Annotated in this window: 21 protein-coding genes and 2 tRNA genes; 14 read left to right on the top strand and 9 right to left on the bottom strand. The window is 39.2% G+C overall.

Going from position 1 to position 22,039, the window contains the following annotated elements; translation table 11 throughout:
- Positions 1-99: 99 nt before the first annotated feature.
- The gene (locus tag G1O98_RS15055; RefSeq protein ID WP_163929540.1) at positions 100-801 is read right to left on the bottom strand and encodes a hypothetical protein; all 702 of its coding nucleotides are present in this window, start codon (positions 799-801) and stop codon (positions 100-102) included.
- A gap of 290 nt (positions 802-1,091) precedes the next feature.
- Here G1O98_RS15055 and G1O98_RS15050 point away from each other — a divergent pair.
- A tRNA-Ile gene (locus G1O98_RS15050) sits at positions 1,092-1,164 on the top strand.
- Between the two features lie 130 nt (positions 1,165-1,294).
- Here the strand turns inward: G1O98_RS15050 and G1O98_RS15045 are convergent.
- Entirely contained in the window at positions 1,295-1,729 is a 435-nt protein-coding gene (locus tag G1O98_RS15045) for a hypothetical protein (protein WP_163929539.1), read from the bottom strand.
- Positions 1,730-1,835: 106 nt separating this feature from the next.
- On the opposite strand from G1O98_RS15045, the gene pyrE reads away from it, so the two are divergent.
- Positions 1,836-2,459, top strand: coding sequence for an orotate phosphoribosyltransferase (pyrE, locus tag G1O98_RS15040; protein WP_114084965.1), 624 nt, complete (start codon positions 1,836-1,838; stop codon positions 2,457-2,459).
- Positions 2,460-2,541: 82 nt separating this feature from the next.
- Here pyrE and G1O98_RS15035 read toward each other — a convergent pair whose 3' ends face one another.
- From G1O98_RS15035 to G1O98_RS15020, 5 genes are all read right to left on the bottom strand, one after another.
- The gene (locus G1O98_RS15035; RefSeq protein WP_163929538.1) at positions 2,542-3,699 is read right to left on the bottom strand and encodes a cysteine desulfurase family protein; all 1,158 of its coding nucleotides are present in this window, start codon (positions 3,697-3,699) and stop codon (positions 2,542-2,544) included.
- Positions 3,700-3,705: 6 nt separating this feature from the next.
- Positions 3,706-5,535 carry an ATP-binding protein gene (locus G1O98_RS15030; RefSeq protein WP_163929537.1) on the bottom strand — a complete coding sequence of 610 codons (1,830 nt, stop codon included), beginning with the start codon at positions 5,533-5,535 and terminating at the stop codon, positions 3,706-3,708.
- Complete coding sequence (locus G1O98_RS15025; RefSeq protein WP_345940557.1) at positions 5,532-6,371, bottom strand: helicase-related protein; 840 nt, start codon at positions 6,369-6,371, stop codon at positions 5,532-5,534. The genes G1O98_RS15030 and G1O98_RS15025 overlap by 4 nt, the downstream gene beginning before the upstream one ends.
- Before the next feature lie 99 nt (positions 6,372-6,470).
- Positions 6,471-6,605, bottom strand: a complete 135-nt coding sequence (locus G1O98_RS40715) for a hypothetical protein (RefSeq protein WP_265578558.1) — start codon at positions 6,603-6,605, stop codon at positions 6,471-6,473.
- A gap of 29 nt (positions 6,606-6,634) precedes the next feature.
- Positions 6,635-7,957: a helix-turn-helix transcriptional regulator gene (locus G1O98_RS15020; RefSeq protein WP_175586684.1), complete on the bottom strand. Its 1,323-nt coding sequence runs from the start codon at positions 7,955-7,957 to the stop codon at positions 6,635-6,637.
- A gap of 117 nt (positions 7,958-8,074) precedes the next feature.
- On the opposite strand from G1O98_RS15020, the gene G1O98_RS15015 reads away from it, so the two are divergent.
- Both G1O98_RS15015 and G1O98_RS15010 read left to right on the top strand, forming a co-directional pair.
- The gene (locus G1O98_RS15015; RefSeq protein WP_163929536.1) at positions 8,075-8,296 is read left to right on the top strand and encodes a hypothetical protein; all 222 of its coding nucleotides are present in this window, start codon (positions 8,075-8,077) and stop codon (positions 8,294-8,296) included.
- A 110-nt stretch (positions 8,297-8,406) separates the two neighbouring features.
- Entirely contained in the window at positions 8,407-9,315 is a 909-nt protein-coding gene (locus G1O98_RS15010) for a DUF4351 domain-containing protein (RefSeq protein WP_163929535.1), read from the top strand.
- Positions 9,316-9,538: 223 nt separating this feature from the next.
- On the opposite strand, the gene G1O98_RS39995 is transcribed toward G1O98_RS15010, so the two are convergent.
- Positions 9,539-9,757 carry a type II toxin-antitoxin system HicB family antitoxin gene (locus tag G1O98_RS39995; protein WP_243458446.1) on the bottom strand — a complete coding sequence of 73 codons (219 nt, stop codon included), beginning with the start codon at positions 9,755-9,757 and terminating at the stop codon, positions 9,539-9,541.
- Positions 9,758-10,078: 321 nt separating this feature from the next.
- Positions 10,079-10,150, bottom strand: a tRNA-Thr gene (locus G1O98_RS15000).
- Between the two features lie 356 nt (positions 10,151-10,506).
- Here G1O98_RS15000 and argF point away from each other — a divergent pair.
- From argF to G1O98_RS14955, 10 genes are all read left to right on the top strand, one after another.
- Positions 10,507-11,427 carry an ornithine carbamoyltransferase gene (argF, locus tag G1O98_RS14995; RefSeq protein ID WP_163929534.1) on the top strand — a complete coding sequence of 307 codons (921 nt, stop codon included), beginning with the start codon at positions 10,507-10,509 and terminating at the stop codon, positions 11,425-11,427.
- A gap of 242 nt (positions 11,428-11,669) precedes the next feature.
- Entirely contained in the window at positions 11,670-12,275 is a 606-nt protein-coding gene (gene lexA / locus G1O98_RS14990) for a transcriptional repressor LexA (protein ID WP_163929533.1), read from the top strand.
- Between the two features lie 81 nt (positions 12,276-12,356).
- Positions 12,357-13,838, top strand: coding sequence for a DNA phosphorothioation system restriction enzyme (locus tag G1O98_RS14985; RefSeq protein ID WP_163929532.1), 1,482 nt, complete (start codon positions 12,357-12,359; stop codon positions 13,836-13,838).
- A gap of 327 nt (positions 13,839-14,165) precedes the next feature.
- Positions 14,166-14,339, top strand: a complete 174-nt coding sequence (locus tag G1O98_RS38760; RefSeq protein ID WP_167306198.1) for a hypothetical protein — start codon at positions 14,166-14,168, stop codon at positions 14,337-14,339.
- On the top strand, positions 14,336-16,408 hold the full coding sequence (locus tag G1O98_RS14980) for an AAA family ATPase (RefSeq protein ID WP_163929531.1): 2,073 nt from the start codon (positions 14,336-14,338) through the stop codon (positions 16,406-16,408). Before G1O98_RS38760 ends, G1O98_RS14980 begins: the two co-directional genes overlap by 4 nt.
- 105 nt (positions 16,409-16,513) lie before the next feature.
- Positions 16,514-18,412 (top strand): DUF3370 family protein, encoded by a 1,899-nt coding sequence (locus G1O98_RS14975; protein WP_163929530.1) that lies wholly within the window; start codon positions 16,514-16,516, stop codon positions 18,410-18,412.
- Between the two features lie 62 nt (positions 18,413-18,474).
- Positions 18,475-19,044 (top strand): Uma2 family endonuclease, encoded by a 570-nt coding sequence (locus tag G1O98_RS14970; RefSeq protein WP_163929529.1) that lies wholly within the window; start codon positions 18,475-18,477, stop codon positions 19,042-19,044.
- A 94-nt stretch (positions 19,045-19,138) separates the two neighbouring features.
- A complete protein-coding gene (locus tag G1O98_RS14965; RefSeq protein ID WP_163929528.1) occupies positions 19,139-19,690 on the top strand; it encodes a Uma2 family endonuclease in 552 nt (183 codons plus the stop codon).
- Between the two features lie 115 nt (positions 19,691-19,805).
- The gene (locus G1O98_RS14960; RefSeq protein WP_163929527.1) at positions 19,806-20,285 is read left to right on the top strand and encodes a DNA phosphorothioation-associated protein 4; all 480 of its coding nucleotides are present in this window, start codon (positions 19,806-19,808) and stop codon (positions 20,283-20,285) included.
- 12 nt (positions 20,286-20,297) lie between these two features.
- The gene (locus G1O98_RS14955; RefSeq protein ID WP_163929526.1) at positions 20,298-22,031 is read left to right on the top strand and encodes a hypothetical protein; all 1,734 of its coding nucleotides are present in this window, start codon (positions 20,298-20,300) and stop codon (positions 22,029-22,031) included.
- Positions 22,032-22,039: the final 8 nt, after the last annotated feature.

The raw sequence follows: 22,039 nt of genomic DNA, 5'->3' as shown, positions 1-22,039 counted from the left end.
GGTGCAGGGAGAGAGGAACTATTGATTATTGACCAATACCCAATGCCCAATGCCCAATGCCCCATGCCCAATGCCCAATGCCTAATGCCCAATGCCAATCTACCTTTCCACAGGAATATTCGATGCCTCTAGCTTCAATTGTTGAGCAGGATAATCAGTAAGAGCAAGTGATATTTTCTTGACATCATCAAGTAAAGCTGTGGGAATGCTCACTGTACCTGAAAATGCTGGGCCATTGACAGGCAATTCTGTTGGTAAACCCTCTGTACTAGCGCTTAGGGTTCGTCCTTTATCATCAGTAACATCTAAAAAACTATACAGGAAGCGCACAGAATCCTTACCTTTGTTCTGCATTTTCACTTTCAGTAGCAAGTCACCACCAGAGTAGCGAGCAGATTGCACAGTCATAGTTACACCCTGACTTTGGGCAGTAACTGGAAAGCCTGGTAGGGGTTTTTCTTCAACCACTTCTGGGGGTTTTTCCTCTGGCTTCTGCTTGCTGCTATTGGTTTCTTCGTCATCTTCCTCTAGCTTTTCCGATTTAGCAGCCTTGGTCTTACCATCAATTCGTGCCTTGACAACTTTCAGAATCTCTTCCTCTTTTAATAAGACTAGCCCCCCCTGTTGAGAGGCATTTGCCTTATTGCTGGCAAATTTGGTTGTGGGACGACCATCGGGTGCGGTAACGCCTTTAAGTGCTGAACTCCCCAGTTCAAACCCCAAAAACGCACTCACAGAACCTGCTCCCATCATCAGGATTAACAAAATCAAAGTAAGAAGTACAGTAGAATTTATTTTCATTGCTGATAAGCTATCACATAAAAATGCTGGGCTATTTAAGAATATTGAAGCTTTTGACCTCAATCCTTAAAGGAACTTAATCAATATTAGTCTGTACTATTTCATGATTAAATTATGTAGTATAAAAATTTGGTAAACTAGTGTCCAGTATTCACACGTGGTAAATTTATGCTATAATTACGGAATTGGCTAAAGTCAGTGAACGAAGTATTTTCCTCACTCTAAAATTAGCAAATAAGGCTGACTTAAAGAGTCAAAATAATTGGCTCGTAGGAATCCGAACAAAACAAGCGCCTTTGGCCGATTGGGGAGGCAACGAACTCATAATTCGTCTTCAGGCTGGTTCGATTCCAGCAGGGCGCACTGAATCATCAAAAAGTAGTAATAGAGGGTATGGGGCATTGGGTATGAGCAGTTGTACTGAGCATTGCTGAAGTGTTGGTGAGTAATTATTGTCCTTTGCTCCCCACTCCCCAGTCCCCACTCGCTAATCTTACCGAGGTGGTAAAGTTTCGAACCTGAATTCAGTTCCTACTTTGAGTTTGTTGCTATTCAAACGAGGGGACATGATCAGCGATGTGTCATAAGGATTTGGTAAATCAGGAGTGCGAAGATAAGGATCGTTACCAACTTGCTGAGTCAAGACATCATGATATAAAGTGTTAACCAACTCAGCATCGCGGGCAATTTCATTTTCTGGGAAGGAACCACCGAAACTAGAACCAGATCCTAGAAGTGAGTCTACCTGACGCTTGAGGCTGCCATTTTCGTAGAAATTGCGATCGTGACTAAAAAAAGCTCGTTCAAATACATCACTCGTAGTTTCAGTTCTGGGGGTTTCGGTTTGGGCAAATGCAACTGAGGGAAAAGCAATACCAGCAGCAAGCAGCACCAATAAACCACCAAGGGTTTTAAATTTTATACGCACGTTTCTGACTCCTCAATTTTCGTTTTGGGCGAATCTTAATTTATGCTTAAGTTCAGAACTCTGATGAGTTCAACCTTTGGTGTAGCACAACTTTTAATGTTTTGTAATGACGTATCCTACTGAAACTCTTACCCACTCAGATATTTGGGCAACCACTCCTGATTTGACAACCTTGCGCCACAAGCTACTAGATTTATTTTCTCAACGGGCTTATCAAGAGGGTGATTTTGTTCTAGCTTCTGGGCTACGTAGTTCTTATTATGTCAATAAGATGCAGGTAACACTCCACCCCCAAGGAGCTTTAGCTGTTGGACGATTGTTGTTTCCTTTACTACCCGTAGATACTCAGGCTGTAGCAGGTTTAACGATGGGGGCTGACCCAATGGTGACAGCAGTGAGTATAGTTTCTGTTTATGAAAACCGACCCATACCAGCGCTGATTATTCGCAAGGAAGCCAAGGGTTATGGGACGAAAGCTTATATAGAAGGCCCCACTTTACCAGAGGGTGCAAAAGTAGTAGTTTTGGAAGATGTGGTGACAACTGGGCAATCTGCTCTGAAAGCGGTTGAGCGTCTTAAAGATGCGGGTTATACCGTTAATCAAATAATTTCTCTGGTAGACCGACAACAAGGTGGAGGTGAGTTGTATCAGTCAGCCGGGTTAAAGTTTGAAACTTTGTTTTCGATTCAAGAAGTTCAGGAACGCTATCGACAACTGGCGAAATCATAAGTGTCGCTTGCCAAATTATTTGACAATTTGACAGATTTATGTAATTGAAAATATTACTCTTAAAGCCCTAATAAGGGTTTTATTATTTTAGGCTCAAAATAGCCTTTACTGCACTGACGATCGCAGAAGATGCTTTTTCGATTTCTTCTTTGGTTGTAAATTTCCCAATACCAATTCTTAACGCTCCCTCAATTATATTTTCTCCAAGATTCATAGCTTGCAGAACGTGAGATGGCGCGACAATACCTGATGAACAAGCCGCACCTGTAGAAATAGCTAATTGATGGCGAACTCTAGCAATAATGGCACTATTAGGGATGTCAGGGATAGAAATATGTAAGTTACCTGATAAACGGTTGTTTAAGTCCCCATTCACCAGTAAATTAGGAATTTCAGCCTGAAGTAAGTTTTGTAGCTGATCTCGTAAAAGTGCGATCGCATTTTCATCTGCTTCCATTTCTAATCGTCTCAATCTGCAAGCTTCCCCCAAACTAGCGATTCCGGGGACATTGAGTGTACCGGATCTGAGTCCTTGTTCATGTCCGCCACCATAAATAAGTGGTTCAAGAGGATGACCTTTTTTGACTACCAATGCACCAACGCCTTTGGGTGCATAAAGTTTATGCCCAGAAATAGCTAGATAGGTAATACCCCAGTCTTGGAAGTTGATGGGAATTTTACCGACTGCTTGGGAAGCATCACATAAAAAAGGGATATGGTATTTTTGAGCGATCGCTCCAATTTTTTCTACTGGGTAAATTGTCCCTACTTCATTATTAGCAGCCATCACACAGATTAAGGAAGCACCGCCAGAGCAGACTTTTTCTAGATGTTCTAAATCAATTTGAGCTTGTTGATTAACATTTAACCAAATAATTTCAGCAAGCCCTTTTTTGGCTAATACTTTGCAGGTGTCTAAAACTGCCTTGTGTTCAACTGGGGAAACAATTATTTTAGCGGGAGTATTTTGTTGATTAATATGTCCTTGAATTGCTAAATTAATACTTTCTGTTGCACCCGATGTAAAAATAATTTCCTTGGGGGAAGCGTTGATTAATTCTGCTATTTGTTGACGGGCTTGTTTAACTGCTTTTGCTGCTTCATCTCCATAACCATGATCTACACTATTAGCATTACCAAAAGCATTAGTCATATAGTACATGACTTTTTCTGCTACTCTGGGGTCAACGGGAGTAGTTGAATGGTAATCAAGGTAAATTATATTTTTTTGTGTAATCATTTTATTTCATAACTCATTCTCTAAAAATCTTCTAGCAACTCTCCCCCAATCAATGCGATTATCTTGAGCATTTTCTTTGCGTTTACCTTCTAGTTCATCTTCATACCTTGCCCACGCCATTAGTAGTAGTTTCAACCCATCTAAAGAGTTAATCAACCGAGAACGTAAAGTATCTATATCGGCTTTATCTACATCTTCCTCTAAGATTTCTACTAAATTTTGATAAGCAGGATGATTGGTGTTTAATGTAACAATAATTGCTCCCCCTCTGGATTTGACAGAGAAGAAAGCAGCAGTATCAAGAGGAGATTGTGCAAAAGTATATTTTAAGCCATCATCTACTGTAGTTGCTGCTAATAATTCTGCTTGAGCTTCAGTAACTCCCTCTTCTTTTAAAGTTTCTTTAATAACTTGTTTGCGTTCTTCTTTTGGTAATTCTTCATCTGCATCACTTTTACCTGTGTAACCCTGTAATTTACGTTCTTGAGTCACAGTAGTAGCTACTTTTTCAGGTTTATAGGGGTCGTGTCCGTGCCGTTTTTCACTGGTACGAGTGCCTTTTGTTTGGGCTTTGATTAAGCGACGAATCAAGCTTAATTGACTACTAATTTTATGAGCAAGTTCTAAAAGAGGAAGTTTTGGATCTTCATCTTGAAGTAATTCTTCTTTGAGTTGAGCAACGGTTTTTCCTTCTTCTAATAACGATTCAATATCTAGTTGTAAAATTTCTCCGAAATTACGGGCTGATTGCTTGTTATTTGTGACTCCAAAAATATCATCAAGAGATGGGGGAAATTCTACTTCAATACCCCACCAGCGTTCTGTAGGGTCATAATTATTAACTAAGTTTTGGTCTAATTCTAATTCTCGTCCAGCACGCACAACAGAAACTCCCACGTTTTTAGCTGCGTGTTGTCCATGTGGTAAACTGCCAGGATTCTTTCCAGGTTCGGCTAGACGTGCTTCTTCTTTGGCGTAGGAAAAACGCACTTTTACATCATGTTCTTTATCTTTAAAATTAATTTTATAGGTGGCTTCATAAGATGTATCGCCTTCCCAAGGACGGAACATTGCCTGATTATCAAATGGTTGAGGACAGGAGGTTTTTTCGATTAGATAGCTAGGGTCGTTAGGTAGAGCATATTTGTCTATAATGATGTCATATAAAGCATCTAAATCAAATGCTAACATCCGAATTTTTACTTTATCTCTATTGATAAATTTGCGATACATTCTCCCAATCACAAATTCAGAATTATCAATAATCGCTTTTCCTGTTCGCCACATACAACGGTCGATTTTTGACCACACTACTAATGTGCCACTGTCACCAAATTTATGACCGATTTTTGTCCAAGTAATTGGAATTGGTCTAGCAGTAGGTTCTGGTACTTCGGTCAGCCGCCGATTTTTGATTTCATCTAAATCCAGGTAAGTATGCAGTGCATTTTCTATGCCATTTTGCCATGACCACACATCAACCCGTTGGCATTGAGAAATTGAGGATGAGGGTAAACCCATGCCAAAACGTCCGATTCCAGTATGTTTATCTTGGTCTAAATATGTACCATTACCAAATTGCAGGGCTAGACGTAAAACATTAGCATCCATACCTCGACCATTATCTAATACTGCTATTTGTTCAATACGCGATCGCTTTCTCCCCTCTACTTGTTGTTTTCGTTCACCACACAGTAACTCTACTTGGGATGCACCCGCTTGAATGGCATTATCCATTAATTCGGCCATAGCATAAGCGGCGTTTTTATAACCGTTATCGCGCATTGCTTGAACAGCCAGGTGAGTCGGCACGATATCATGGGCGTTAGTATTCATGGGTTTTTCCTCCAAACATCTTCCCAATTGTGAAAAGCTGATGCAACTGAACCAAAACCGGGGAGTTGGCTATCGACAACGGTGACAATTTCGGCGGTAGCATTACCCCCAGCTTTGAGTCCGCGAATGGCGCGTCCTACCATTTGGCTGTAGAGGAGAAGGGATTTGGTGGGACGGGCGATAACGGCGGCGCTGGTTTTGGGTGAATCGAATCCAGTGGTTAAAACGCCGTAGTTACATAAAATCTTGGTTTGGGGCTGTTCGTCTTTAAAACTTTGAATCAGCCTTTCTCTCTCTGATTTGGGGGTATCACCTGTAACAGCATCAGTATTAAATCCTCTGAAACGCAAAATTCCGGCGATGAGTCGCGCGTGTTCAACGGAGGTATTAAAAACGATAATCCGTTGATGGTGTTGGGCTAGTGCTTCTAGTTCTAGGATGATGCGGAGGTTGCGTTGTTCTTCTGCTGCTAACCGATTGAGGATATATTGGGGTATGTCTAATTCTGTATTAATCCGATTCAGGTCTTGGGGAGTTAGTTCAATACCCGTTTCATAAAATAAGGAACGATAGTTAACTTTAGCTAGGTATTGTTGATCGACGAGATAATCAATGGGGTTGTCATAACCTGGGATTTCTAAAGTAACTTTCTGTTGGGCGAAGAATTTTGCTAGTTGTGCATCGGTGTTAATATCAGCCCAAGTCCGTCCGGGTGTAGCGGTTAAACCTAATAAGGCGGTTTTTTCGTAGGGGATGACTAAAGCATCTAAGACGAGTTTATAGGTTTCGGCGACTGCTTGATGAGCTTCATCGATAATTACCAATGAACAACGCACACCCAGTTGATTAATAAAGCGAATACTTTTTTTGCGGTGTGATAGACTTTCGCTAATCCTGCTACTACTAAGCCATCTTGCGCTTGTGCTAAGTCTAACTCATGGTTGCCCCAGAAGCGGTAAGTGGTGGTGGTGCGATGGCGTAACCGCCCAGCGTAGCTGTTTGCCTAAACAGTCCCAGGCTTTTTGAAATTCTGTAACTGCTTGTTCACAAAGTTCTTCACTATATGCCAACCAAATTACTAAAGTGGGTTCATTGTTTCTTAGGCATAAACCCAATTAGGGCTAAAACCTTGCAAAGTTGCTAAAGAAATTAAAGGTTTTATAGTTTTTGTATAAGCATTAAAGAGGATTTCTAAATTTAATAATTCGTCTGGTTGATCAACTTTCAATTCTGCAACAAAAGTCTCAATATCATTTGACCATTTTATTTGAGAAACACTTTGCTTATAAGTCGTTAAGCCTAAATGTTGTAATGTTACAAAGTCAAGAAAATATTCTTCTGATGGTAAACTATTAGATTTAGAAGAATTAACAGATTTTGTTGTTGGAATCAAATTCCATAATTGATTATTTAATTTAACTTTTGAATAAATACATTCAATATCTCGATATTCTAAAATAGTTTTCCAATATTTATTTTGATTTGCCAAAGAATCTCTTTCTTGTGGCATAAATAATTTGTTAACTACATTAGGAGTGCTAGGGTTTCTCTGTTGCATATAATTCAACCATTCCCAAGAAGCCCACCCCCTAACTATTGTGTAGTTTTCCTCTAAATATTCAATCCAATCTGGATGTAAAATAATGGCGTTACAATTTTTTGGTTCTTCAGCGTTAAAATAATATAAAGGCTTTTTAGTATCAAATTGATTGTTAGCCAAACTAATAATAATAGGGTCAACATCGTAATCTTTTAATCCTCTCATCTCTTGAGAAAAGAAAGGACGAATTAAACGATAAGATACATAGCGATTAATAGAAATAACAATATTATCAAGATTTTGATTATTAATAGAGGTACGCAAAAGTTTTTTATCTGTATCTCTAAACTTTAAAATTGGTTCTGTAATTTCCAGATCAAGAGCATCTAATTTATTAGCAATTTGGTCTTGCTTACCAAAAGATAGTTTAAAATAATTGTGAGGGTACCAAGCATTAGCTAACATTTCAACAATTATTTCCCGAAAGCTAATAGGCGATAAAGTATCAAAATTTCTTCTTTTTATAATGTCTAATATTGATAAAAAATAAAGATGTTTATAAGAGTTAGTTATATTGTTAAATATTTGAGCTAAAACCGTAACATTAACTTTGTCTGATAGTGGTAAGTCTTGATTCGTAAGTTGATTTTTAAATAATGCCAACTCTCCTAAATATGCTTGAATAAAATCATTTGCGGCTAATTTATTAATCTTATTTAATGCCTTAACAATGTCTGCAACAGTTTCAGCAGTAGGGTCAATTTTTTCGTGATACCAACGAAAGACAATCGGACGTTCAACACCTAAACCTATTGCCAGTTGGCTTTGGCTAATGTTGTAAGACTCTAAAACCTGTCTTAGTGCTTGTCCTGCTTTTCCCATGATTTCCATTATCACAGGGCAGGGAGTATAATTTTGTTAACTTTTATGTTAATTTATATTTTGGTTTTGTTATCATATATGATAACAAAACTAGAGAAAACATTGAATATATAAGTTATGGCAGAAGAATTCGTGACATTAGAAGATAACAGCAGCAATCAAGTCTACGTAAGTAGAGAAAAGATAAAACACCTGCTAGTCGATAGTCCTAATGTAGTCAAGAGTACTATCTATCGCTTGCATACTACAGGTTATGCAGAAATAGGCTCTTGGTCTAAACCTGTAAGAGCAGGTACTTTAGGTGAATCAGGCGATGTAGTGAGCGTATTAATTAGATAGCAAGTCTAGCAAATAAAAGGTGTAGGGAATTGGTGCGATGGCTACGCCCGCCAAAGGCATCGCGCATTGCACTAACTCTTGATAATTTAAATAACTAGAGAACTAATTGAATGACACGTTTCATACATGACAAATTTGCTAAAGACTATCTTGAGGAATTGCTAAAAGATTACGGAGAAGTCAAGTCATCAGAAAAAGTCTCAGGAGAGATTAAAGAAATAGATGTTTTCTTCACTCCTGACAAACAGCAAAGCTCTAATTTACAAATACTGGGTTTACTAGGAAGATTTGCTGAAAATCCTGCACTCATAGAACCATTCCGCAATCCAGCTTCTACTGATGAAATATGCGACTGTCTTCTCAAATTATTAGAAGTAAAGGCTCTCTTACGACGAGAAGCTAAAGCAAATAAAACTAAACTTCAGGACTCAGAAATTCCCAAATTGTGGGTTCTTACTCCAACGGTATCTGAAACTAGATTGTCTAGCTTTGGAACTATGCAAAAAGAAGGTTGGTTATCAGGAGTACATTTTCTTCCAGATGCCTTGCGGACAGCAATTGTAGCGATACATCAATTACCACAGATACCAGAAACATTATGGTTGAGGCTTTTAGGTAGGGGAAGCGTACAGTCGCAAGCGATTATCGAGTTGCAAGCGTTACCATTAAACCATCCATACCAAAAAGCAACCCTGGAATTAGTTTACAACTTGCGCGAAAACTTGAGAGTAAATCAAGAATTAGAATCAGATGATAGGGAGTTAGTTATGCGACTAGAACCACTTTATCAAAGAGATAGGGAACAAGCCAAACAAGAGGGAAGACAGGAAGGAAAACAGGAAGGAGAACAACATTTAATTATACGTCTGCTCAATCGCCGTGTTGGAGAAATTAATGAATCATTAATCGAGCGAATTAAAGGTTTATCGATTGAACAATTAGAAAATCTAGGAGAAGCATTACTAGACTTTTCTAATATTGCTGATTTAGAAGCTTGGTTAAACCAACAACAAGGATAAAAAGTGTAAGGAGTTGGTGCGATCGCGCCAATTCTTTATCATTTAAATAGCACGCACAGAGACTTCATTAATATATGATCTGTATCTAACACCCAAAGGCTCATACTATATCTAACTCGTGCTCAGTACGCAGTTCCTGAGCCAGATCCGCAAACTCTTCATCTCCCGCAAACATCCCAATAAAATCTGTCCAGGGATTATTTGCCACTTCTAGGGTCAGCACCTAAATATTTGCCAGTCTAGCTTTAATTTGCTCCTGTACGGCTGCGATCGCATCTGAACGGGTTTCAGCTTCAGCTGTACAATTAGGTAACTCTGGGACTGATGCGATAAAAAGTCCCGACTGAGCCTGTTCAACCAGAACATGAAGAGACAGCCTATTAAAACTTGTGACGGCTAGAAGATTCATAAATACTGGTACTAGGTTCTCCTTCCGCATCATAATGCTTCTTTTAACCGAAGAAATTTTTCCCCTTGATATTTTCAGAAGGTCGCAATACCTAATGATATAAAAAGGCAAAAAATGCGTGATATTTAGTATAGGCTCCATCTACACAAAAGATTCACTATTTTAATTTGTTTCAGTGTATATGGATAAAGATTAGGTTAATTTTGCATAACTTGAAGATATTCTGAAGGATGCTCCTTCAATTTGTCCTTTCGTTTCCTTCCAAAAGTTTTAGGATGTGATGTACTCCAGTAGATCGCCAATTTGCTGAATTACTGTACACAATTAACAACTCAAGTCTTTATGTATACTTAAAGCCAGCAGCGGGATTTGAACTCGCGACCTTCCGATTACAAGTCGGATGCACTACCACTGTGCTATGCTGGCAATTTTTTGATTACTCTTAAGTAGCAACCACAATTTATCATTGTACCATAATCAATTTATTTGTCTAGCTGTAATTGCTAAAAAATTTCTACTTCTCCAGAAACAAGGCTAAGAGATCAGAGTTTTTAGCGATCTCGCGGCTTTTTTATACCTAGATGGTTGTGCAATTGTGATGAAATAGAAACAAATCTGCGATCGCAATCACGGATAAAGTTGATAAATTAATATCCATACCAAAAGCTAACTTAAATCCTGGGCTGAACGCAAAAATATCTCGTCAGTTCCAAAACTGCATTTTCTTAGCACAGCTGAATAAAGGGACAGAAATATATAATTATTTTTTACAGATTATAAGCATGGCAGCATTGCTCGGACGAGATTTACTAAGTCTAGCGGACATCAGTCCTACGGAAGTTCAAGAACTCCTGCAATTGGCAACTGAACTTAAATCACAACAGCTGAAGTTACAATGTAATAAAGTCTTGGGGTTGTTGTTCTCCAAAGCTTCAACTCGTACACGGGTAAGTTTTACTGTGGCGATGTACCAACTGGGTGGACAGGTAATCGATCTCAACCCTAATGTCACTCAAGTTAGTCGCGGGGAACCTTTGCAGGATACGGCGCGGGTGTTAGATCGATATCTGGATATTTTGGCAATTCGCACTTTTGCCCAGCAAGATTTAGAAACTTTTGCTCACTATGCCAAGATTCCGGTAATTAATGCGCTTACTGATGCAGAACATCCTTGTCAGGTATTGGCTGATTTATTGACGATTCAAGAAAGCTTTAACAGCCTTGCTGGGTTAACTTTAACCTACGTGGGTGATGGGAATAATATGGCTAATTCTCTGATGTTGGGCTGTGCTTTGGTGGGGATGAATGTTAGAATTGCCACCCCTAGCGGATATGAGCCAGATTCTAAGATTGTAGAACAAGCAAGAGCGATCGCTAATAACAAAACAGAAGTCCTTGTCACTCACGATCCAGAATTAGCCGCCAAGGGTTCTACTGTACTTTATACTGATGTTTGGGCAAGTATGGGGCAAGAATCTGAAGCCGATAATCGGATGCCAATTTTCCAGCCTTACCAAATCTCGGAACAGCTATTGAGTCTTGCTGATCCAGAGGCGATTGTTTTACACTGCTTACCAGCCCATCGTGGTGAAGAAATTACTGAGGCAGTTATTGAAGGTTCTCAATCAAAAGTTTGGGAACAGGCAGAAAATCGCTTACACGCTCAAAAAGCTTTGCTTGCGAGTATCTTAGGGGCGGAATGAAAGGAGTTAGGAATTAGGAGTACAGACGCGATTAATCGCGTCTGTACAAGAGTTAGGAGTCGGAATAGCTAGTGTGCAATTGGCTCCTAACTACTTGCTGGTAAAAAATCCGAAATAAATGGGTCAAAGAAAAGAGAATATTCTTACTTTTGCCTTTCATAATTTTTACTTTTCTCTTGTTATGGGAAGTTTTTTGTAGTACTAATGTTCTAGAGACATTAATAATTACTTCCCGCAAATTTATGGAACGTCTAACGGAAGCTCAACAAGAACTTTACGAATGGTTGGCAGAATACATCAGATCGCACCAGCATTCGCCTTCTATTAGGCAAATGATGCAAGCGATGAACTTGAAGTCACCAGCCCCAATTCAAAGCCGCTTAGAACATTTACGCACAAAAGGATATATAGAATGGACTGAAGGACAAGCCCGAACGATTCGGATTTTGCGTCCTGTGAAGCAAGGTGTACCAATTTTGGGGACGATCGCTGCTGGTGGTTTAATAGAACCGTTTACTGATGCTGTAGATCATTTAGACTTTTCTAATTTCGATTTACCTCCCCAAACCTATGCTTTGCGGGTAGCTGGCGATAGCATGATTGAAGATTTAATTACTGATGGTGATGTGGTATTTCTGCGTCCAGTAGCAGAACCAAATCATTTAAAAAATGGTACTATCGTCGCCGCCAGAGTCGATGGATTTGGTACAACATTAAAACGTTTTTATCGCCAAGGCGATCGCGTCACCCTTAAACCAGCAAATCCCAAGTACAATCCCATAGAAGTCAGCGCTATGCAAGTGCAGGTACAAGGTTCACTCATTGGTGTTTGGCGTGGTTACAACTGAGTAATGGGGAGTGGGGGAGAGATAATCAATACCCAATGCCCATTAATTAGGGTTCATGACTACCTTTGTACTTAACATTTTATGTACCTGACAAAAAATCCAGTGCAGCAACTGCCCACTTTCCGGTTGAAATTACCGTTTGCAAGGGAAAGTAAGGGCAGTTATTACACTTTGCAACCATTACCAGGATGCCCAAGAATGCCTGTGTCTCTGCAATTACGGCAATATCAGCGACAAGCGATCGCTAGCTGGTTTACCAACAATGGTAGAGGGACGCTGAAAATGGCTACTGGTAGTGGTAAAACTATTACCGCACTAGCGATCGCTTGTGAATTATATCAGCAGATTAATTTACAAGTGCTGGTGGTGGTGTGTCCCTATCGCCATCTCGTCACCCAATGGGCGCGAGAGTGTGAAAAATTTAATTTGCAACCCATTTTAGCTTTTGAGAATTTACGCACTTGGCAAAGTCAACTTTCGACGCAAATTTATAATTTGCGTTCTGGTTCTCAAAGGTTTGTTACGGTGATTACTACGAACTCTACTTTAATTGGAGATGGGTTTCAGTCTCAACTCAAATATTTTCCTGCCAAAACTTTAATTATTGGGGATGAGGCGCATAATTTAGGCGCACCCAAGTTAGAAGAAAGTTTGCCGCGCAGTGTTGGATTGAGACTAGCTTTATCTGCCACACCGGAAAGATATTTTGATGATTTTGGTACGCAATCTTTATTTGATTATTTTGGCCCAGTTCTCCAACCAGAGTTCACTTTGAGGGATGCGATCGCTCAAGGTGCTTTGGTACATTATCTGTATTATCCAGTGTTGGTAGAGTTAACTGAAGCAGAAAGTATTGCCTATTTAAAGCTAACTAAAAGAATTGGGCGATCGCTACTTTACCGAGATAGAGAAAATGGACAAGCAGGAAGTTTTGAAGACAATGAAGATTTAAAGCCGTTATTGATGCAAAGAGCAAGATTGATTGGTGCGGCGGAAAATAAATTAAATGCTTTACGGGATTTAATGGCAACTCGCCGCGAAACTACTCACACTCTTTTTTATTGTAGTGATGGTTCCCAAGATGCGGGACAACGTTCATCTCTACGCCAACTTAAAGCTGTTGCTAAAATTCTGGGTGTGGATTTAGGTTACAAGGTAAGCACCTATACAGCCCAAACAACTTTACAAGAAAGGGAAATATTGCGCCATCAATTTGAAAGTGGAGAGTTGCAAGGTTTAGTCGCAATTCGTTGTTTAGATGAAGGTGTAGATATTCCAGCAATTCAAACTGCGGTGATTTTATCGAGTTCTGGTAATCCCCGTCAGTTTATCCAGCGACGGGGGCGAGTTTTACGCCCTCATCCTGGTAAAGAACGCGCCACTATATTTGACATGATTGTTTTGCCGCCAGATTTAGATAGAGAAACTATAGAAGTTGAGCGCAATCTGTTGAAAAAGGAATTGCGTCGCTTTGTGGAGTTTGCCGATTTAGCTGATAATGCAGGGGAAGCAAGAATGAAGTTACTTGATTTACAAAAGCGCTATGGTTTATTAGATATTTGATAATGAACTATATAGTTGTATTTTTTTGTAAAAATTTTCAAGTTTTGAAAAAACAAGCATTAAGTATGAAATAATAAAATTATAAATTAGATCATAATGGGATGTAAGTGACTTTAAAAATTTTACTTACATCCCATTATGATCTAGATTGTTAATATTAACAATAACAGAAGAGAATTCAATAATAAAGTCTTTTTTCAAAGAAAAGTATAAATTTAAAAAAATAGTTTTTACAAAATTAAAGATAACGCTAACAGTGGCTTTACGGTGGTGAGTACAGCACTAGACAAAGTTAAAATATAGAAAATCTATATTTCCAAACTGAAGATGTCACAAGATGCGAATATTGATGATGTGCAGGAGCCAATAAACAGCGCTCCGCCGGAGGTAAGGCGAATTATTGAGCGGGTATGGAAGCTGGAAAAAGGCAGGCTAGATAAGAAGATTAACAGCCATATAAATGATAATATTTTGGACATTATTAAGGAAGAGGTGCGATGAAGCTGACTTCAATCAAGCTATGCAACTTTCGCTCCTTTTATGGTACGACACCAGAGATGCTTCTGGCTGGTGGAGATGTTCAAAATACGACGATTATTCATGGCAATAATGGCTCTGGTAAAACTAGTTTACTAAATGCCTTTACGTGGGTATTGTATGATAAATTTAGTGCAGCGTTTGCATCAATAGAACAGTTAGTTAATAAGCGTGCGATCGCAGAGGCTCAAAAAGGTCAAGCTGTAGAATGTTGGGTAGAGATTGGCTGGGAACATGAAGGTAAACGCTATCGAGTTAAACGCGCCTGTCGGGGTTATAAAAACGAAGGTGATTTTGACGCTGGCAAAACTCAATTAACAATGTGGGTTGGTGCGGATGATGGCAAATGGAATATCCCAACTCAGCAACCAGATGATATAATTAATCAAATTTTACCCGCTACTTTACATCAATATTTTTTCTTTGACGGCGAACGAATTGAAGAAATAGTCCGTTCTGATAAAAAGGCTGAAATTGCTGAAGCTACAAAAATTTTCTTGGGTGTAGAGGTAATCAACCGTTCCATCAGACATTTGGGAGATGCTAAAAAAAGTCTAGAAAATGAATTAAAAGCGATTGGTGATTCTGAAACAAAGCAACTATTACGACAGCAAGAAAAAATAGAACGCGAACGCGAACGCATTACCAAACGGCAAACGGAAATTAAAGAAGAGTTAGAATATCAACAAACTTTTAAAAAAGAGACAAGTAACCGTTTACGAGAACTTAGTGCAGCTAAAGAATTGCAAGAAAGATGGCAAGATTTAGAATCGCAGAAGACGGCGAATCAAGAAGAATATAAAAAAACAAAGGAAGCGCTGAAAAAAGTTATCTCTGCGCGAGGTTATACAGTTTTATTGTCGGAAACTACATCCCAGTTTCGAGGAATTATTAATGATTTGAAGGCGCGAGGTGAGTTAACATCAGGAATATCGCGGGAATTTGTGAATGATTTACTCAATTCTCAGCGCTGTATTTGTGGTGCAGAATTACACGAGGGTAATCATTCTCATACTCATGTGAGTACTTGGTTAAATAAAGCCGGTTCCTCGGCGGTGGAAGAAACTGCAATTAGGATGATAGCTCAAGTAGATGAAATTGATAAGCAAGCGGTAGGATTTTGGGAAGAAGTTGATAGAGAACAAAGTAGAATTAATCAGTTAAGGCAAAGCATATCTCAAATTGAAGGAGACTTAGACAATATTCAAGAACGGTTGCGAAAAGATGCTAATGAAGAAATTAGCAGTTTACAAAAACGCTTAGATGAAATTGAAAGTAAAATTGATGAATTAAATCGAGAACAAGGTGCAAATCAACAGCAAATTGCTCAACTCACAACTGAGATTGAAGGTTTAAATAAACAAATTGCCAAGCAAAAGCTGAATGAAGATAAGCAAACTTTAGCACAGCGACGAATTAACGCTGCTCAAGATGCAATCGAACGATTAACGGAAGTTAGAAATCGTCAAGAACAACAATTTCGTCTGCAATTAGAAAAACGAGTGCAAGAAATATTTATGGAGATTTCTGTGACTCCATATATTCCTAAAATTAGTGAAAAATATGAACTGACATTAGTAGAAAATACTACAGGTATAGAAGCACCAGTTGCAGCATCCACCGGGGAAAATCAAGTTCTCAGTTTATCCTTTATTGCTAGCATCATTGACAAAGTAAGGGAATGGAGTGAGAAACGAAAAATGATGATGATTCCCGATAGCAGCACTTTCCCAATTGTGATGGATTCACCCTTCGGCAGTTTGGATGAGAATTCGCGGCGACACATTGCGAAGACAATTCCCCAATTAGCGAATCAGTTGATAGTTTTAGTTACTAAAACTCAGTGGCGGGGTGAAGTTGAAGCGGAAATGACAAATAGAATTGGTAGAGAATATGTGCTTACATATTATTCATCCAAGCCAGATTGCGAACAAGATTATATTGAGTTGGGTGGAGAAAGATATCCTTTGGTGAAACAAAGTCCGAATGAGTTTGAGTATACAGAAATTATGGAAGTTGAACGAGATAGATAATTACAGCTTGTCAACTTAAAACCAGGGCGATTACAAACCGTCCTTTTAACTTCTCAAGTCCCCGTGAAATGCTTTAATGGCTTTAGTTTATACTAAAGTTTACTAATGCTTCTCCGAAAAACTACAGCAGTTGTTGTCTCACTCTTAACTCTATCAACCCCCAACGCCCTAGCCTTTTCTGACACCCAAAGCTATTGGGCAAAAAATTGTGTCCAGCAACTAGGGGAGCGTAAACTGATTACAGGCTACCCTGATGGTAGTTTTCGCCCAGAAGCAACAGTGACACGCGCTGAAGCAGCAGTGTTGATGCTAAATGCGTTTCCTGATTCACCAGTGAAACGCACTGCTACGTTATTTAAAGATATACCCAGTAATTATTGGGCAAATAAAGCAATCTCTACCGCTTACCAAAAAGGATTTTTTTCTGGTTATCCCGGTGGGATTTTCCAGCCTAACCAGCCAATTCCTCGCGCCCAAATTATTGGTGTCGTAGCTGGTGGAAAAAATTACAGCCCTATATCCAACCCAACGCAGATATTACAACAATATTTTAACGATGCGGGACAAATTCCTAACTATGCCCAAAATGCGATCGCATCTGCGACTATTAATAGTATTGTTGTCAATTATCCCAATGTCAAACAGCTAAAACCACGGCAAAGCGCTACTAGAGGCGAAGTTGCAGCTTTGATATGTCGGGCGTTAAATATTTACACGGTTCCGCCACAATATATTGCCGGAGTTGAAGTACATCCGCAAGAAGTACGCCCCCTACCAGGAAAACTCGATATTATTCCCACCTTTAACAGCAATAGTCCCGAATTGGTAACAACTGAAGGAATTTTGCTATCAACTTTCCCCCCTGATGGGAAACAAGTACAGTCAGCACATTTAAATTATCCCTTTGAAGGCAGATTTGATATATTTGCTCATCATATCGTCAGGGCGGAAACATCAGCCCAAAGCCGCACTGTTTACCAAGGGATAATTGTACATAATCCAGGGAATGAACCTGTCACACTGCAAGTTTTACAAGCAGCTAGTTACCTCACCAGAGAAGCGCCATTTATCGCTTTACCTGATATGGTGGAAAATCCCCAAGGTACAGTTTACTCTGGGCCAGGCGATCGCACAATGAATGATGTATTGCGGGGAGTTCGCCAAGGGATTTTTCCCGAAAAGCTGGTGATAGAACCAAAAGAAACGCAAATCCTAGCGAATTTAGCCATTCCTGTACAGGCTCCTGCTTCTAACGGTCGCACTACGATGATGCGCTTGGCAAGTAGTAGCCCAGTTTATCTCGCAAATTTAGTCAAAAATAGTAATATTCCACCCACCTTAGCCGAGTGGCAAAAGCTTTTGGATACAGCCAGTTTAGCAGGAAAACGCGACCCCATTCCTACACCTCTCGACCCTCCCAGAGAACCAACAGTATTTAGTCGCGTCGCTGGTGTCTCCCAAGGAACGCAATGGCAAACACAGCTTACGGATAATTCCAATGTGTCTGAGTTAACGATACCCCAATCAGGAAAGGCGTTTTCTTATCCTTTGGGAACTGTACATCTAATTACTCTCAGCACTGGACAAATTCAAAGCGCACCAATGTTAAAACGCTATCCTGATACAGCGTACTTTGCTCACAGTAACTATGGTGTTGAATACAGTTTGACTTTACCCCTCAGAAATATTACTAACCAAACTCAGACGGTAACTGTATCAATCCAGACTCCTGTGAAGGATGAAGGGGGAACAGATAGACTTTTGTTTTTAAAGCCAGGTGTAGAACAAATATTCTTTCGCGGAACGGTGCGGGTGCGTTACATCGATGATAGTGGTGTGGAAAAAACGCGCTATGTCCATTTGGTACAGCGTCGGGGACAAAGGGGTGAACCGTTGGTGACGCTGAAAATGTTAGCGGGTGGGAAGCGAGAAGTACAGGTGGACTTTTTGTATCCTCCAGATTCTACGCCGCCGCAGGTTTTGACGGTGAGAACGGAGGGGTAATTTTTTCATGCAGAGGCGCGGAAGTTTTTAGTTAAAGTTGAGAAAAAGGAAGGAATGAGGTTATGGTTGCCAGTCCAGACAAAAACTATATGTCGCCTCGTGAATATTTGGAATGGGAAGAACGCCAAGAAATTAAATATGAATATATTGATGGTGAAGTATTTGCCATGACTGGGGGTACTCTTCCCCATAATGATATTGCTTTAAACCTAGCTTCAGCCTTAAAAAGTTACCTGCGAGGGAGTGGGTGTCGGGTGAATATGGCGGATGGGAAAGTAGGTGTATCTGAAAACGGGCCTTTTCATTATCCCGATGTTGTGGTGAGTTGCGATGAACGGGATAAACAAGCTATTCAATTTCTCCAATATCCTTGTTTAATTGTTGAAGTTCTTTCCCCAAGTACGGAAGCTTACGATAGAGGTACAAAATTTACGCGGTATCGTCGCATTCAGACTTTGCAAGAATACGTCCTTATCGATGCTGAAAAAATTGGTTTAGATTGCTTCCGGTTAAATGATAGAGGACTCTGGGAGTTACATCCTTATGAAGAAGGGGATGAGGTTTATTTAACTAGTGTTGATTTTCATTTTCCGATATCTTTGGTTTATGAGGATGTTCAGTTTGCAATATAAGTTTTGGAGAAACGAACCGCCGAGGCGCAGAGAACGCAGAGGGAAGAGAAGATTGTTAAATTGAGATTATCCCTAACTAATTAGAAGATGTTTTATGAGTATTAAAACTGAGGCAACTATTGAAGATTTGTACAACTTACCTGACAATTGTAAAGCAGAGATTGTCAAAGGAAAATTGGTGCTAATGTCTCCAACTGGATTTTTACCAGGACGTGCAGGCGGGGAAATTTATGCAAGTTTACGAGATTATGAACGTCTGAAAAAAAGTGGTTATGCTTTGCCTGCTAATGTCGGTTTTATTGTCAATCTTCCTAACCGTCGTTCTTTAAGTCCTGATGCTGCGTTTTATACTGGCAAACCTACAGGCGGAAAGTTTCTTAATGGTGCGCCTGTGTTTGCTGCTGAGGTGCGAAGTGAAAATGATTACGGTGATAAAGCTGAGGAAGAAATGGCTAATAAACGCCGTGATTATCTTGCGGCTGGTACGTTGGTAGTTTGGGATGTAGATGTACTCAAAGAGGAAGTTATCAGAGTATATCGCGCTAGTAATCCTGAAGAACCGCAAGTTTATCGCCGTGGTGAGGTGGCTGAAGCTGAACCCGCAGTGCCAGGATGGACTATGTTAGTGGATAATTTGTTTGTTTAGCGATCGCCCACATACTAGTATAAAATAATGTGGCTATTCAGTGCGTAGGCGTAGCCAGCCGTAGGCATCGCTTCTAACTTTCGGTTAAGATAGCTACACGTTAAATATTATAACAATGGCAGAAACTGGCAGAATCAGGGTTGCTAAAGATAAAGCTGAGTTAGTAAAGGATTTAACATTAACGTCTTCAGATGGTGGAACAGGGCCTTTTCAAACCTATGCTGATGTGATTGTGTTTGCAGCAGCTTTGGGTGTCAAGCATAAAAAGCGGGTGGCTTTGGGTGAAATTTCTAAAAGAGAACCGTCACCTATTGGACAAGAACATTTCTTAATTAAGGGATATGATTTGGTAATCAAGCTACTAGCAATTGTTGAAGCTAAAGAAATTAATATTTTATCTTATGAGAACGAAAAATATGAAAATCAACGCCTTCGTATGTTTGAAGAATATGCTAATGGTGGGCTTGAGATATTACAAAATGAGTTAAGAGGTGCAGTAGACTATTCAGAAAGGCTGCTTCTAATTTTGATGGCTGAAAGATTTAATGAAATGCTACAAGAAGAAACAAATTTTGACTTAAGTCGTTTTATATAACTAGGAAAAAATATGCATAATTTTAAATATAAAGCAGTTCGTATAAAACAAACGAGTTCTGGTGATTGGTTGGTACTTTTTGCAGCTTCTGCAATAGAGATTGATCTTTGGGCAGGAGTACCGCAGAAAAAGAAAATTGGGGCACAATCTAAGGAAACTACTGGTTTCCAAAGAGAAGAAAACAGTAAACGTATTAAAGAAATAAGTGAATTTTACCGTAATGAAAAAAATATAATTCAGAATCCTTTACTGTGTGCGTTGCGTCAACCTAATGAATCGCTTATTAAATTTGAAGCGACTGAAACACATGGTAATGATAGTGAGAGTATTCAGCAAGGATTTTTAACCATTAACGCTGAGTTACTAGAGAAATTGAGTTTGCTGGAATTACTTAAAAGAGTAAAAGCAGATTTAGAAGTGAGAGTGCCTGATCTTGCCAATCAACTAGTTCCCGAAAAAATGATACGAGAACTGAAACAACGTGCAAAAATTATACAAAGTGATCGTAATAATCAAGATACATTTGATGAAAATGAAGAAGAGACTATTGAGGAAACAGATGATGATAGTAATTTAGGACTTTCATTAAACGATGAGTCTCATATTTTAGATTTTTGGCAAGAAATCGCAGCTTATATCTCTGTACTAGAAGAGATAAAAGATACTTTTGATGGTGACAAATTTTTAGACTATTCCAAAGATTCAATGATTGCCTTCCTACGTCCTATAGTAGTTGTTGATGGACAACACAGACTTCGAGCAGCAATTGGATCAGCAAAAGAAATAGTTAACCAAGATATATATAAAGATGTACTAGAAAAATTGATTATAGATAAACAATTGGAACCAGAAGAAGCTCAAAGAAAGATAGAAGCTGATGTAGCACGTAAACTTCCAGTTTCACTCCTTATGAATAATGATCCAGCAGAGCAAGTTTTTCAATTTGTAGTAGTGAATCAAAAGGCAACACCCATAAAAAATTCTCTATTGGGAACTATTATATCGACTAGTCTTTCTAACGAAGAATTGACTAGAGTATCAGATAGACTTGAAGCTGCTGGTATTAAGCTTGAAGAGTCAAGAGCAGTAACATTTCTTACCAGATATCCAAAAAGTCCATTTTATGATTTGGTTGACAGAGGAATTAATAATAATAGGAAAGACTTGCTGAAATGGAATGTACTTTCATCTATAGTAAAAATTTTTCGTGATTTAAAAGGAGGTAAACTTTTTCACGAAAGTGTTGATTATGCTGACAAATGGAGACGTGATTTCTTACCTGATTCAAAAATTGTCGAGAATTGGGAAATTGAAGAATGTGAAAGTGCTTTTGATTATTGGCATAGACTTGATGGTTGTTGGAGAGATGTATTTATTTTGTTCTGGACTTCAGTACGTGATAAATTAGCAGTACAAAATAACGATGAAGCTTACCATTACTGGGGTTCTCCAACCCGATCTAATATTTTTAATCAAACATCTTTGACTATCCTTGCGGCAGATTTCTTCCAGTTTCTCGGTGATCGAGGTATTGGCATTGATAGTGCAAATGATATCCCCTCTCTTGTGGATCAATGGTTGAAAGGCGTTGATCCTAACTACTTTAATCGTGACTGGAATCTAAAAGGAGTTAAAAAAGATGTTCCTGGTATCAAAAAAAGATGGTCAAAGCTTTGGGTAGAGTATAGAAAAGACCCACAGAGATTACCAAGATCAAATCAATATCGCGATCCACTTGGTACTTAAACTTTTTA

Source organism: Nostoc sp. UIC 10630, assembly GCF_010747425.1.
Classification (GTDB): domain Bacteria; phylum Cyanobacteriota; class Cyanobacteriia; order Cyanobacteriales; family Nostocaceae; genus Nostoc.
This window is presented reverse-complemented; position numbering and strand designations above follow the sequence as displayed.